Raw genomic sequence first — 12,430 nt, forward strand, 5'->3', positions numbered from 1 at the left:
AAACCTCCAACTAGGCGCTGCCGGTGTCCTTGTACGAGACGCCCGCAGCCATCACATCGTCGATCTTGTATTTGCGCGCGGCCTCGACCGCGACCGACTCGTCGATGTTCCCGTCGCGCGCGAGGCCCTCGAGTACGCCGACGACGACCGACTCGGCATCGGTGTTGAAGTACCGCCGCGCCGCCGGGCGAGTGTCGGAGAACCCGAAGCCGTCTGTGCCAAGCGTGATGTAGGTGCCCGGCACCCACGGCCTGATCTGCTCGGGCACCGCCCGCATCCAGTCGGACACCGCGACCACCGGCCCCGCCGCCTCGGCCAGGGCCTGGGTGACGAACGGCGTGCCCGGCGGACGCTCGGGGTGGCGCAGCCGTTCCTTCTCTATGGCCACACCGTCGCGGTTGAGCTCGCCCCAGCTGGTCACCGACCAGACGTCGGCGGCGACGTCCCACTCGTCGGCGAGCAGTTCGGCCGCCCGAACCGCCTCGGGCATGGCGACACCCGACGTGAGGATCTGCGCGACGTGCGTGCGCTTCTCCGGCGCCTTGCGGTAGAGGTAGATGCCGCGCAGCAGCGCTTCCACGTCGATTCCCTCGGGCTCGGCGGGCTGCACGTAGGGCTCGTTGTAGATCGTCATATAGAAGTAGACGTTCTCCGGGTTCTCGCCGTACATGCGGTGCAGGCCGCTCTCCACGATGTAGGCGATCTCGTAGGCGAACGCCGGGTCGTAGGCCACCACTGCCGGATTGGTCGCGGCGAGCAGCAGCGAGTGGCCGTCGGCGTGCTGCAGGCCTTCGCCGGTCAGCGTGGTGCGGCCCGCGGTGGCGCCGAGGACGAATCCGCGGGCCATCTGGTCGGCGGCCGCCCAGAATCCGTCGCCGGTGCGCTGGAAGCCGAACATCGAATAGAAGATGTAGACCGGGATCATCGGCTCGTTGTGCGTGGCGTAAGAAGTGCCGACCGCGGTGAACGACGCCGTGGAGCCCGCCTCGTTGATCCCTTCGTGCAGTATCTGGCCGATTTCACTTTCCTTGTACGCCAACATCAATTCGGCGTCCACGCTGGTGTACAGCTGACCGTTTCGGTTGTAGATCTTCAGGCTAGGGAACCATGAGTCCATGCCGAACGTGCGGGCCTCGTCGGGAATGATCGGCACGATGCGCTTGCCAATTTCCTTGTCCCGCAACAGTTCCTTGAATGTGCGAACCGTCGCCATCGTGGTGGCGACCTCCTGGTTGCCCGAACCCTTTTTCAGCGCCTTGTAGGTGTCGCGGCCGGGAAGCGTCAGCGCCTTGGACTTGGTGCGGCGCTCGGGCACGAAACCTCCCAGCGCACGGCGCCTTTCGAGCATGTACCGAATCTCGGGAGCTTCGGGCCCCGGGTGGTAGTAGGGCGGCAGATAGGGGTTCTTCTCGATTTCCTCGTCGCTGACCGGGATGCGGATCGCGTCGCGGAAGAACTTGAGGTCTTCTATCGCAAGCTTTTTCATCTGATGCGTCGCGTTGCGGCCCTGGAAGTGCGCGCCGAGTGAGTAGCCCTTGATGGTCTTGGCCAGGATCACCGTCGGCTGGCCCGTGTGCTCGGTGGCCGCCCGGTAGGCCGCATACACCTTGCGGTAGTCGTGCCCGCCGCGCTTGAGATTCCAGATCTCGCTGTCGGACATCTTCTCGACCAACGCCTTGGTGCGCGGATCGCGGCCGAAGAAGTGGTCGCGGACATAGGCGCCGTCGTTGGCCTTGTAGGTCTGGTAGTCACCGTCGGGGGTGGTGTTCATCAGGTTGACCAGTGCGCCGTCGCGGTCGGCATGCAGCAGCGTGTCCCATTCGCGGCCCCACACCACCTTGATCACGTTCCAGCCAGCGCCCCGGAAGAAGGACTCCAGCTCCTGGATGATCTTGCCGTTGCCGCGGACCGGGCCGTCGAGGCGCTGCAGATTGCAGTTGATCACGAAGGTCAGGTTGTCCAGGCCCTCGTTGGCTGCGACCTGGATCAGCCCGCGGCTCTCCGGCTCGTCCATCTCGCCGTCGCCGAGGAATGCCCACACGTGCTGGTCGGAGGTGTCCTTGATGCCGCGGTCATGCAGGTAGTGGTTGAACCGTGCCTGGTAGATCGCGTTCATCGGGCCGAGGCCCATCGACACCGTCGGGAACTCCCAGAAGTCGGGCATCAGCCGCGGGTGCGGATACGACGGCAGTCCGCCGCCGGGGTGGCTGTGCTCCTGGCGGAAGCCGTCGAGTTGGTCAGCGGTTAGCCGGCCCTCGAGAAACGCGCGCGCGTAGACGCCGGGCGAGGCGTGGCCCTGGATGAACACCTGATCGCCGCCGCCCGGGTGAGCCTTACCGCGGAAGAAGTGGTTGAAACCGACCTCGTACAGCGCCGCCGACGACGCGTACGTCGAAATATGGCCTCCCACACCGACTCCCGGGCGTTGCGCCCGGTGCACCATGATCGCGGCGTTCCACCGGATCCATGCCCGGTAGCGGCGCTCGACGTCCTCATCGCCGGGAAACCACGGCTCGAGTTCGGTCGGGATGGTGTTCACATAGTCGGTGGACGTCAGGGCGGGGATGGCCACCCGCTGTTCGCCAGAGCGTTCCAGCAACCGCAACATCAGATAGCGCGCCCGCGCCGGGCCCGACCGTTCGAGCAATTCGTCGAACGACTCGAGCCATTCGGCGGTCTCTTCCGGATCGATGTCGGGCAGATATGATGCGACGCCTTCCCGAATCACCCGAACCCGATCGGGTTCGGCTGCGGTGCTGGAGTTTTGGGCCAGGTCTTGGCGCACGAACTCGGTGGTCAACTTCCGCTCCTTGTTAGGCGGTTACAGGTGCTACGCGATCGGCGCAGCTGCCTCCATCTTTGTCCCATCGTGCCCCACTTGCACCGCTGGGGGTGCCGAGTGGAATGAACCCACTTAAAGGGTCCAACGGGGTGCAAACCGGTAACGTCTGCAGACCGTGCTGATCGCTGGGCTGTCTCGCAAGCGGCTGCGGATCGTGGCGCTGGTGATCGGCGGTCTTGCTGCCTCGGCGATGATCATCGTCGGCTGCACCAGCGTCACGCAGGGCAGCGCGGAGATCGACCGTGCCGACGCTCCGGTCTACCGGGCCTCGGTATCGGCGTCGATCGAAGAGTCCGCGGCCAGCTCGAGCTCCCGCGAATCCGAACGCCAGGCATCGCTGACCACCCAGGCCGTCCACTCGTCGTGCGAAGCGCTGAGCTCGTCGAGCGTCGACGCGATCACCGCGGTGAACAACTACGTCGACGCGTTCAACAAGAACGCCGCCGACGCCGCGGCCAAGGCGCCGCCTGCGATCGATGCGCTCAACCACAGCGCCGATCTGGTGGGTCGCAGCGTTTCCGACCCGCTCAGCCCCAATTTGCGCGACGCCCTAGGCGCGTGGGTGGACGCGGCCAGGGGGCTCGCGGCGGCGATCGCGGGCAATTTCGGCCCCGAAGAATTCAACGCCGCGATCACCAAGTTGAACGACACCAAGACCGCCGCGCTGAACCTCTGCGACGCGGCATATCGATGAACCTGCCCGCCGGTGGTCGGTCTTCGGGCCGCGGCGTGCGACGATAGGCCTTGAGACATCACCGGGCGCATCGTGCGCCCGAGCTGGCTGAAGGAGGACCGACCGTGGTCGCGGCGGATGACGCCCCGAACTACGCCCGCAGACTGGGCATCCAACGAGATCAGGTTGTGCAGGAGTTGGGCTGGGACTCCGACGTCGACGACGACATCCGGGCCGACATCGAAGAGGCGTGCGGCGGCGAGCTGCTCGACGAGGACGCCGACGAGGTCATCGACGTGGTGCTGTTGTGGTGGCGCGACGGCGACGGCGATCTCGTGGACAACCTGATGGACGCCATCACCCCGCTCGCCGACGACGGCGTGATCTGGGTGGTGACGCCGAAGACGGGCAAGCCGGGCCACGTGCAACCCGCCGAGATCGCCGAATCGGCGCCGACAGCGGGCCTGATGCAGACGTCGTCGGCCAATCTCGGCGACTGGATCGCCAGCAGGCTGGTGCAGCCCAAGTCAAAGGCCGCGGGCAGGCGGTAGTGCTGGAAGTCGGTAGCGAGGCGCCGGACTTCACGCTCAAGGACCAGAACGGCCAGCCCGTAACGCTGAGCAGCTTCCGCGGCGTCAAGGATGTGCTGCTGGTGTTCTTTCCGCTGGCGTTCACCGGCATCTGCCAGGGCGAGCTCGACGAGATCCGCGACCACCTGGCGGATTACCAGAACGACGACACCGCGACGCTGTCGATTTCGGTGGGTCCGCCGCCTACGCACAAGGTTTGGGCGACGCAGAGCAGTTTCACGTTTCCGGTGCTGTCCGACTTCTGGCCGCACGGCGCCGTCGCGCAGTCCTACGGCGTGTTCAACGACGACACCGGTTTTTCCAACCGCGGCACGTTCGTCGTGGACCGGTCGGGCGTGATCCGGTTCGCCGAGATGAAGCAGCCGGGGGAGGCGCGGGATCAAGCCGTGTGGACCGAGGCGCTCAAAGCGCTGCGATCGGGCTGACGGATTTCCACCTGCAGGTCATCGACCGGTAGCCTGCCCGAGCAGGGGCGCGTAGCTCAGTGGTAGAGCTCTGGTTTTACACACCAGCGGTCGGCGGTTCGATACCGTCCGCGCCCACCAACATTCAGCGAGGCCAGCTTCGTGTGATCGTGGGTGTTTATTGGCGACTTCCGTTAGATGCCGTCGACATAGTCACCGGTGCAGATGTTGTAGTGCCCGGCTGGATTGAACGATTCTCCGTAGCCGGGGAAGTACCACTTCGCCGCTTGATACATCAGCTTGCCGTCGCAGTTGCCGAGGTTGTAGGCCACGATCGTCGCCGGTTGTTTGACCGACTGTGCGACGCTGAAGGCCCCCGGCGGTATCGCGTAGGAAGTACCCGTGCCGATGGCCTGTTCGCCGCCCCATGAAGACCATGTGATGTCCCAGATATCGCCCGTCGGGTCGCCTCCGTTGTTGACATTGGTCGGCGCTACCGTTCCGTAGCCCTTGGTGTTCGGGTTCCAGGCACGACCCAGAGTCGGTTGTGGGTCGGCCGACGCGGAGGGTGCGCCGATAGTGGAGCAGGCAGCCACGGCGATGGTGGTCGCGATGACCGCTGCGATCGGTCTCGCAAGCGTCTTCGTTTTCATTGGCGTGCTGTCTCTCTTGTCCGGGTAGGTGCCGTTTCGCTGTTGGCGGTTCGGGGTGGCTGGTCATCCGGAAGGCTGCAGCGGACGCCTTGGTGGTTTCTTGCTGGGCAGTTCAACTGGGTTCCACCTCGGTACTGGGTGGTGATCTGGACAGGGAGTTACCCACCAGTGGTCGGCGGTTCGATACCCTCCGCGCCCACCAGCCTCATCGAGGTGGGCCGTTGTGCCCGTCAGTGGAGAGCCAGGGGCGCTTCGGCCGCCGTGGAGGGTGCAAGCGTCGCATAAGGCCCTGACGTCGTCGGAAGTTGGGCGCCCAAGAGATTCGCGATGACGAAGCTCGCCGCCTGATCGGTGTAGACGGGTACGTAGCCCTCGGTGTGTCCGCTCCATTCGTTGCCGGGGCCGGCGTGACAGATCGGGTCAGCGGGATTGCACAGATCCATCGCCTTGGCACCCAGCAGAGAACTCTGGGTCGTTATCGGTGAACCGCTGCGGTCGCCCACATTGCCGAAGGTGACGACCGCCGCGACGTTGTCGGCGTATTGGGCGGGCAGCGTAGTGCCCCTGAGCAGACCGCCTACCGAATTGCCGGTGACGATGTCCACCACCGACGCGCCCTGCGAATATCCGCCAAGCACCTGCGGCGTGTTCGGGCATTTGTCGGCCATGGATTTGATGTGCGCTACGGCGTCCTTAGAGCCGTCGTCGGTGTGCAACTGGAGCAGGCTCGCCTTGTAGTTCACCGCGTACGCACCGATGTTCATGCCGGTCTGCTCACGCAGCGCGTCCACGAGGGCCTGGCCCACGCGCCCGAGGCCGACCGGTTCGTCGGTGCCGCGGGCGAAGGTCACCTCGATGTCCGGGCAGTCGTCGGCGCTGGCCAACGGCACAGCGGGCGAGAGGGCGCTTGGCGCGATCAGCGCAGCACCGGCGGCCAGCACAGCGGCGGCGCCGAGGCCGGCGCGTCGCAGACGGTTGCTCATCGGCAGATATTACCGAGAAACCGCGAGTGGGTTCGCATCTGTGGCCAAGCGGCGCGGTAACTGCGAGCCGCGATCGCCATCACTCCGGCGGCGCGAAGAACTCCAGCGCGTTGCCGTCCGGGTCGCGGAAACTGACGCCCGACCCATAGTGTGCGTCGACGATCCCGCCGTGTTCGATGCCGAGGCCGTTGAGCTTCTCGGCCCACTCCTGCAGCTCGGCGCGGCTGGCGCAGCCGAATCCGACGTGATCCAGCCCCGCACGGAACTCGGTGAACTGCCCACCCTCGATGTCGCGGTCGTGCTGGTGGATACCGAACAGCGTGCCGTTGTCGAACGCCCAGACCAGATGCCGGAAACCGGCGTCGGTGTGCTCGTCGAGCACGGGATCGGTTCCGATCAGCGTTTTGTACCAAGGTCCGCTGACGTCGAGATCGCGCACTGTGAGCGCGACGTGGTTGAGGGCCGGGAAGGCCATCGTGGACTCCTCACTGTTCACATCGAGAAAGACGATCTACATACGTCACCGGACGTGACCCGGTTCACCACTGATCATTGACCCTCGAGCGGGCAAACGCGACGGTCCTTGACCGTGCAACGTCCCCTCCGCGTGCGTCGCGGCAAATTTCGCGGCGGTTTGCCTATCCGGAACGCAACCATGATCATTGCTGTCCAGCAAACGAATTCGCGCACGTTTCAGGTGCTGTCTAGTTTCTCCAACTAAAGAGTCGGGCCTTTGCCACCATTTCAAATTGACGCTTCTGATGTTTCAGGTGCGCGCATCCTCTACAGGAAACGCGCAGCTCTGATGGCAAAAACTTCTTGCGAGCGTGATTAAACGTTGTCGTTGCTGGGAACCAAAGAATTGTATCGATGGAGCCGGTGCGGGGGCCGGTAAGCAATGGATCACGAAATGGGGATACTCGTGCGGCAAAGGGAGAAGAAGGGCCAGCTTGGGCGGCCCGTAGTCAAGATCGGTATTGCAATTACGGCCTCAGCGGTCATGTCCGCCGGGGCCGCAAGTCTGTTGATGGCCGGTGGCTCGGGGCCTGTCGTGCTGCCCTACGCCACCGTGGCAGCCATCAACACATCCAACACCACGGTCGGGTTCGCGGACTCGGACCTGATCGGGATGTCACAGGCCGACATCGACCGGACGCTCGACGAGATGCAGGCGATGGGCGTGCAGAACGTCCGGATCCTGATCCCGTGGAACGGCATCGAGCTGCAGAACGACTTTTTCTACTGGAACAAGGTCGATGCGCTCGTCAACTCGGCATATGAGCGCGACATGGGCATTCTCGGCGTGCTGAACTCGACGCCGGCCTGGGCCACCGAACCCGGGCAGCCCGCTCCCGCGAGCCCGCCCGCATCGACGGCGGAATATGCGGAATTCGTTGGCGCAGTGGCAGAACGCTACGCCGGCAAGGTATCGGCCTATGAGATTTGGAACGAACCCAACGCCGCGACCTTCTGGTATCCATCACCGGACCCGGCTGAATACACCCAGCTGCTGCAGGCCGCTTATCCCGCCATCAAAGAGGCCGATCCGAACGCCACCGTCATCGGGGGCGTGGTCGGTTGGGTCACCGACTATCCGAACCTCGCCATCAGCCCGGCCAAGTACGTGCAGGGCATGTACGACGCCGGGGCGCAGGGCTATTTCGACGCGCTGTCCTATCACCCATACCAGTACCAGGTTCCGTTCGGGCAGGGCAGGCCATATGGTCCCGCCTCGCCGATCAATCAACTCGACCTGATGCACCAGGAGATGGTCGCGAACGGTGATGGCGACAAACTGATTTGGGCCTCGGAGTACGGCGAGCCGACATCGGTTGTCAGTGAGGCAACCCAGGCCTCATTCATCTCGAACTTCCTGAACACCTGGAGCAGCTTCGACTACACCGGGCCGTCGTTCATCTACACCACGCGTGACCGGCAGACGGGAAGCACCGACGATCAGGACACGTTCGGTGTGCTGCGTACCGACTGGTCCCGAAAGCCGGCCGCGAATGTGATCCAGCAGTGGACGGCGACGCATCCGCAGTCACCGCCGCCGAGTTCGGTCACTCTGGCAGCCTCGACGGGTACTGCGACGACGACGTCAACGACCCCGACTGCATCGACGACCACCGCGGTGGCGCCGATGGCTGCGACGGAGGTGCCGCAGAGCACGCTGACCACGACGGCGCCGACGACCGAAACATCAACGGCGCCAACGGCTACGGCGACAGCGACTCCGGCGACGGCGACCTCTGAGCCGACGGCTACGACAGGTACGACCTCGACGGGCACGACGTCTACGACGGGCACCACGTCGACGGGCACGACGTCGACTGCCACGACCGGCACGTCGAGCACCTCTACCGGGTCGACCGCTACCAACTCGACCGGGACGAGCTCAACGGGCACCACCAGTGGCAGCACCGGATCCACAAGCGGTAGCACCGGTTCCACGAGTTCCGGCTCGTCGACCGCAACGAAATAATTCGAGGGGCGTCAAGGCAGGCGGGTCAGATGACCCGCCTGCCTAGGCGTGCCCTGGTTCGCATGCTGCGCAGGTACAGCCCGTACCAGAACAGCCAAAAGTCGCGGGGGATAACGTGATCGGCGATGCGCAGCGTCATCAACAGCATCTCGAACAGTCGTTGGTGTTCAGGCGTCCACGGCAGCCGCATGTGCGTGCGGAACTCCTGCGGCAGGAATCCCGTCGTCGCAAACAGGTTCACCGGGCCGACGAGTTGCCGAAGCGGGGTCGGCAGAAATGCCGCTGTTGCAACGCCGTACAGGTGCTCGCGCACCGGCGGGTCGATCCGAAGGTCCTCGAGCGAACTCTTCCAATAGGCGTCGAACGCCACCCGGTCGGCGGGCCACATGTCTTCGCGCACTTGCAGTGTGGTGCCGAGCTTCTTGGCGTCCTGGTACACCGCATCGGCGGCCGCCTCGTCCAGTGGGCCGTAGAGAAATTCGTGCTGATCGATGTAATAGCGGTACAGGCAGGCGGCGACCCAGAGCTGCAGTCGAGGGTTGAACGCGTTGTAGGAAACCGGACTCGATGCGGTCGACCGGATCATGGCATGCACCTTGTCGATCTCTTTGCGGACAAGTGCGCGGTCCGCGTCGGTGCCGACGGTCGCGGCGGCCAGGTAGTAGCCGGTGGTGCGGGAGCGCTTCAACGGATGCTTGTACACGTTGCCGCTGTCGACGGGGCTCTCCAGCACGCCGTACCCGATCGCGGGTGCGGCCAACTGCATGATCACATTCGCCGCAGGCAGCAGCACCGCGGCGGGGTTCAGCAAGTCGGCGACCCTGGTCGGACGCCGGGGCGGGCCCAGCCTCATGAAACCGAGTAGACCACTTGTGAGACGCTCCCGGGGTGTTTGTGCCAGCGAATCGGGGTCGCGTCGCGGGAATCTCGGTCGGCTATCTCGCCGACCTGTTGTTCGGCGATCCGCGCCGGGGCCACCCAGTCGCGCTGTTCGGTGGCGGCGCAGCGGCTTTGGAACGGCTGACCTACGCCGATTCCCGCCGCGCCGGGGCGGTACACGTCGCGACACTGCTTGGGGCTCTCGGTGTGCTTGGTGTCGCCTTCGAACGCACTGCCAGGGGTCCGGTATTGACGTCGGCGGCCACGGCGGCCGCGACGTTCGTCGCACTGGGCGGCACGTCGTTGTGTCGCGCCGGCCACCGGATGGCCGACCTGCTGACCGCCGATGATGTCGCGGGCGCACGGCAGTTGTTGCCGTCGCTGTGCGGTCGCGACCCGGCCGCGCTCGACTCCGCGGGCCTCACCCGAGCGGCGCTCGAATCCATCGCCGAGAACACCTCCGACGCGCAGGTGGCGCCGCTGTTGTGGGCCGCAGTCGGCGGGGTGCCTGCGGTGCTCGTCTACCGCGGCGCCAACACTCTGGACGCGATGATTGGCAATCGCTCGGCCCGATACCTCCGATTCGGCTGGGCCGCAGCACGATTCGACGATGCCGCCAATTTCGTTGCGGCCCGGGTCACGGGCGTACTCGTGGCCTTGTGTGCGCCGCTGGTCGGTGGTTCACCCACCGGAGCACTCCGTGCCTGGCGCCGCGACGCGGCCCGTCACCCCAGTCCCAACGCGGGCGTGGTCGAGGCCGCCTTCGCCGGAGCGCTCGGCGTGCGACTCGGCGGGCCGACGCAGTATGCCCACGAACTGGAGATCAGGCCGACGCTCGGCGACGGACGCGCCCCAGAAGTCGCTGATCTGGTGCGGGCGGTGCGGTTGTCGAAACTCGTGCAGGCCGCTGCCGTCGCGGTCGGTCTCAGCGCCGCCTGCCGTATCGGTCGGCGAGCTTCTGCTCGACCGTGAGCGGCGCGTCGGGCTGCGTCGGTGCGGCGGCCTTCTCGCGTCGGCGCTCGCGGATCTCGGCGTAGATGAAGTAGCCCAACAAGATCGGGGCGATGATGCCGAACGCAATCCACTGGATGCCGTAGGACAGGAACGGGCCGGCATCGAGCCGAGGCAATGCGATGACGCCGAGACCGCCGGGCTGATTCTCGACGAGTTGGACATAGGACCCGGCCAACGGCGTCCGGGTGAGCCCCGAGATCTGTGCGGTGTTGATCGAATACACCTGCTGCGCGCCGTCCTCCCGGAAGGGCTCCTTGCCGGTCACCACCGGCTCGGAGTCGCGCAATCGCGCGGTGATCGTGACCGTCCCGCTGGGTGGCGGTGCGAACGCAGGCACCTTCGAGCCCTGCTCGGGTCGCACGTATCCCCGGTCGACCAAAACCACCGGGCCACCGTCGACGGCGAACGGTGTCAGCACCTCGAACGCGGGGTCGCCGTCGATGACGCGAAGCCGGGCCAGCACCTGCTGCTCGGGCAGATAGTGACCGGTCGCGGTCACCCGCCGCCACTGCGCGTCCGGAGCGGACGAATCCTGCTGTGGCAGATAGGTTTTCAGCGGCACGGGGTCGGCTGACACCGAGTTCGAGATCTGGGTGTTCTCACGCGATGTCTTGGTGTTCTTGCCCAACTGCCATGGTGCCAGCACGGTGAAGCACAGATACGCGAACGCGAGCACCACGACGAACAGCGCCAACCACGCCGGCCGCAGCAGAAACGCTAACCGTCGCATCAGCTCGCGATGCCCCTGCCTGCCAACTGCTCGTCCACCCAGTCGTGCAGCCCCGGCAACGACGCCTCGATCACGGTGAACACGTCCTCGAAATCATCGTGCGTGCCGTAGTACGGGTCTTCGACGTCGAGTGCGTGCGCCCCCGACCGCGGGTCGAACGACCGCAGCATCCGAATCCTATTGGGCGGAACACCCATTTCCCGCAGCATCCGTTCATGGTTGCGACCAAGAGCCACAACAAGATCCGCCGCCAAGTGGTCGCTATCGATCTGCGCGGCGCGGTGCGCGGTGGGGTAGCCGTGCTCACGCAGTACATGGGCAGCGCGCTGATCGGCGGGATCGCCCGCATGCCAGCCGCCGGTGCCCGCGCTGGTGACTCGTACCGCGTCGGACAGGCCACGCTCCTTGATCTGATGGGCGAACATCTTCTCGGCCATCGGCGACCGGCAGATGTTGCCTGAGCAGATGAAGGTGATGTGCAGCGGCTCAGACACCCAACACCTCGCGAAGGTCGGCCACGGTCGAGACATGGGCAAGCGCCCTGACCGCGTCGGGATCATCAAAGTCGGCACGGCCGTAACCCCAGCCGACCACGACGGTGTCGATGCCGTGGTCGGCGGCGCCCTCGACGTCGTGCGAGCGGTCACCGACCATCAGCACCCGATCCGGCAGCGGATGTAGCTGGGCCAACGCATGCGCGACGACGTCGGATTTGGTTGCCCGCGTGCCGTCGACACTGGCACCCGCGATCACCTCGAAGTGCCCGTCGAGGCCGAAGTGGGCGAGGATGCGCCGCGCGGTCGGCTCCGCCTTCGACGTCGCCACGGCCAGCCGGACACCGGCGGCCTGCAGGTCGGCCAACAGTTCGGCGATGCCGTCGAAGAGCCTGTTCATCGCCCAGCCGCGGGTGGTGTAGTCGGCCCGATAAGCGGCGATCGCGGCGTCGGTGTGTTCGCCGAGGCCCATTTCGGTCAGGGTGTGATGCATCGGCGGGCCGACGATGCGGCCTGCCAAATCGCCGTCGGGCACGACCGCCCCGACCTGTCCGAGTGCGTGCCGGAAGCTGGACACGATGCCCTGCGCGGAGTCGGTCAGGGTGCCGTCGAGGTCGAAGAGCACCAACTGCGGGCGCGCTGCGACGGTACTGCGCAGGGTTTCTGTCACGAGTCCATTGTCG

The 12,430-nt window shown here is 65.6% G+C and carries 13 protein-coding genes and 1 tRNA gene; 6 read left to right on the forward strand and 8 right to left on the reverse strand.

Features of this window, described 5'->3' with window-relative positions; genetic code table 11:
* Positions 1-10: 10 nt before the first annotated feature.
* Positions 11-2,800, reverse strand: coding sequence for a pyruvate dehydrogenase (acetyl-transferring), homodimeric type (aceE, locus tag J3E61_RS28705; protein WP_210086177.1), 2,790 nt, complete (start codon positions 2,798-2,800; stop codon positions 11-13).
* 193 nt (positions 2,801-2,993) lie between these two features.
* Here aceE and J3E61_RS28710 point away from each other — a divergent pair, with 193 nt between their 5' ends.
* From J3E61_RS28710 to J3E61_RS28725, 4 genes are all read left to right on the forward strand, one after another.
* On the forward strand, positions 2,994-3,536 hold the full coding sequence (locus J3E61_RS28710) for a hypothetical protein (RefSeq protein WP_192723882.1): 543 nt from the start codon (positions 2,994-2,996) through the stop codon (positions 3,534-3,536).
* 104 nt (positions 3,537-3,640) lie between these two features.
* Positions 3,641-4,066, forward strand: coding sequence for a DUF3052 family protein (locus J3E61_RS28715; RefSeq protein ID WP_192723181.1), 426 nt, complete (start codon positions 3,641-3,643; stop codon positions 4,064-4,066).
* On the forward strand, positions 4,066-4,530 hold the full coding sequence (locus tag J3E61_RS28720) for a redoxin domain-containing protein (protein WP_192723180.1): 465 nt from the start codon (positions 4,066-4,068) through the stop codon (positions 4,528-4,530). Before J3E61_RS28715 ends, J3E61_RS28720 begins: the two co-directional genes overlap by 1 nt.
* Before the next feature lie 45 nt (positions 4,531-4,575).
* Positions 4,576-4,650: transfer RNA gene (locus tag J3E61_RS28725), tRNA-Val, on the forward strand.
* A 53-nt stretch (positions 4,651-4,703) separates the two neighbouring features.
* On the opposite strand, the gene J3E61_RS28730 is transcribed toward J3E61_RS28725, so the two are convergent.
* The 3 genes from J3E61_RS28730 to J3E61_RS28740 form a co-directional block, all read right to left on the reverse strand.
* Positions 4,704-5,162 carry a hypothetical protein gene (locus tag J3E61_RS28730; RefSeq protein ID WP_192723179.1) on the reverse strand — a complete coding sequence of 153 codons (459 nt, stop codon included), beginning with the start codon at positions 5,160-5,162 and terminating at the stop codon, positions 4,704-4,706.
* A 230-nt stretch (positions 5,163-5,392) separates the two neighbouring features.
* On the reverse strand, positions 5,393-6,145 hold the full coding sequence (locus J3E61_RS28735; RefSeq protein ID WP_192723178.1) for a cutinase family protein: 753 nt from the start codon (positions 6,143-6,145) through the stop codon (positions 5,393-5,395).
* A gap of 79 nt (positions 6,146-6,224) precedes the next feature.
* Positions 6,225-6,620: a VOC family protein gene (locus J3E61_RS28740; RefSeq protein WP_210086178.1), complete on the reverse strand. Its 396-nt coding sequence runs from the start codon at positions 6,618-6,620 to the stop codon at positions 6,225-6,227.
* 525 nt (positions 6,621-7,145) lie between these two features.
* Here J3E61_RS28740 and J3E61_RS28745 point away from each other — a divergent pair.
* Complete coding sequence (locus J3E61_RS28745; RefSeq protein WP_210086739.1) at positions 7,146-8,630, forward strand: cellulase family glycosylhydrolase; 1,485 nt, start codon at positions 7,146-7,148, stop codon at positions 8,628-8,630.
* 25 nt (positions 8,631-8,655) lie between these two features.
* Here the strand turns inward: J3E61_RS28745 and J3E61_RS28750 are convergent, their stop codons facing one another.
* Positions 8,656-9,483: a DUF2236 domain-containing protein gene (locus J3E61_RS28750; protein WP_210086179.1), complete on the reverse strand. Its 828-nt coding sequence runs from the start codon at positions 9,481-9,483 to the stop codon at positions 8,656-8,658.
* Positions 9,484-9,518: 35 nt separating this feature from the next.
* On the opposite strand from J3E61_RS28750, the gene J3E61_RS28755 reads away from it, so the two are divergent.
* Positions 9,519-10,481 carry a cobalamin biosynthesis protein gene (locus tag J3E61_RS28755; protein WP_210086180.1) on the forward strand — a complete coding sequence of 321 codons (963 nt, stop codon included), beginning with the start codon at positions 9,519-9,521 and terminating at the stop codon, positions 10,479-10,481.
* Here J3E61_RS28755 and J3E61_RS28760 read toward each other — a convergent pair.
* The 3 genes from J3E61_RS28760 to J3E61_RS28770 are packed head-to-tail and all read right to left on the reverse strand — an operon-like array spanning position 10,435 to position 12,417.
* Positions 10,435-11,253: an SURF1 family protein gene (locus J3E61_RS28760; RefSeq protein WP_210086181.1), complete on the reverse strand. Its 819-nt coding sequence runs from the start codon at positions 11,251-11,253 to the stop codon at positions 10,435-10,437. The two genes, J3E61_RS28755 and J3E61_RS28760, sit on opposite strands and share 47 nt — an antisense overlap.
* Positions 11,253-11,747 (reverse strand): low molecular weight phosphotyrosine protein phosphatase, encoded by a 495-nt coding sequence (locus J3E61_RS28765; RefSeq protein WP_210086182.1) that lies wholly within the window; start codon positions 11,745-11,747, stop codon positions 11,253-11,255. The genes J3E61_RS28760 and J3E61_RS28765 overlap by 1 nt, the downstream gene beginning before the upstream one ends.
* Complete coding sequence (locus tag J3E61_RS28770; protein WP_210086183.1) at positions 11,740-12,417, reverse strand: HAD-IA family hydrolase; 678 nt, start codon at positions 12,415-12,417, stop codon at positions 11,740-11,742. The genes J3E61_RS28765 and J3E61_RS28770 overlap by 8 nt, the downstream gene beginning before the upstream one ends.
* Positions 12,418-12,430 lie beyond the last annotated feature (13 nt).

The organism is Mycobacterium sp. OAE908 (assembly GCF_017872775.1).
In the GTDB taxonomy this organism is placed as follows: Bacteria; Actinomycetota; Actinomycetes; order Mycobacteriales; family Mycobacteriaceae; genus Mycobacterium.

What these genes read in the sequence shown, in the direction of transcription:
- J3E61_RS28730 (WP_192723179.1), bottom strand. Translation starts at nt 5,162, where the DNA reads ATGAAAACGAAGACGCTTGCGAGACCGATCGCAGCGGTCATCGCGACC.
- J3E61_RS28735 (WP_192723178.1), bottom strand. Translation starts at nt 6,145, where the DNA reads ATGAGCAACCGTCTGCGACGCGCCGGCCTCGGCGCCGCCGCTGTGCTG.
- J3E61_RS28740 (WP_210086178.1), bottom strand. Translation starts at nt 6,620, where the DNA reads ATGGCCTTCCCGGCCCTCAACCACGTCGCGCTCACAGTGCGCGATCTC.
- J3E61_RS28745 (WP_210086739.1), top strand. Translation starts at nt 7,146, where the DNA reads ATGTCCGCCGGGGCCGCAAGTCTGTTGATGGCCGGTGGCTCGGGGCCT.
- J3E61_RS28750 (WP_210086179.1), bottom strand. Translation starts at nt 9,483, where the DNA reads ATGAGGCTGGGCCCGCCCCGGCGTCCGACCAGGGTCGCCGACTTGCTG.
- J3E61_RS28760 (WP_210086181.1), bottom strand. Translation starts at nt 11,253, where the DNA reads ATGCGACGGTTAGCGTTTCTGCTGCGGCCGGCGTGGTTGGCGCTGTTC.